The organism is Micromonospora sp. DT231 (assembly GCF_049847025.1).
Taxonomy (GTDB): Bacteria; Actinomycetota; Actinomycetes; order Mycobacteriales; family Micromonosporaceae; genus Micromonospora.
On the sequence record NZ_JBNCNO010000045.1, the window covers coordinates 1 to 477 of the forward strand.

Consider the following 477-nt stretch of genomic DNA (forward strand, 5'->3'; position numbering starts at 1 on the left):
ACCCTCACCCCAACCCGTCCCATCCGCCGCACCCGCAAACGACTTACAACGACCATCAACCGCAAGACCCCGCTGCCTACTGAACTCAACGAAGGCCGCCGGGGTGGCCATCACCGCCGCTCCGCCCGCCAGCGCGAGGTCGCACTCCCCTTGGCGCAGCGCCTGCATGGCGAAGTGCAGCGCGACAAGTGACGAGGAGCAGGCCGTGTCCACGGTGACCGCCGGCCCTTCCAGGCCGAACAGGTACGAGATGCGGCCGGAGATGACGGATGCGGTGTTCGCGGTCAGGAGGTAGCCGTCGGTCGCGGCGGCCTGCTGGGATCCGTAGCCGAGTGGGGAGGCGCCGATGAAGACGCCGGTCTGGCTGCCCTGTACGGCGGTGGGATCGATGCCAGCGCGTTCGAACGCCTCCCACGACGTCTCCAACAGCAGGCGCTGCTGCGGGTCCATCGCCAGCGCCTCACGCGGACTGATCCC

1 protein-coding gene is annotated in these 477 nt (G+C 69.0%); it reads right to left on the reverse strand.

What is annotated here, in order from left to right; all coding sequences use genetic code 11:
• Positions 1-477, reverse strand: a 477-nt coding sequence (locus ACPXBU_RS34840) for a beta-ketoacyl synthase N-terminal-like domain-containing protein (protein WP_425761402.1), incomplete at both ends; no start/stop codon positions are given.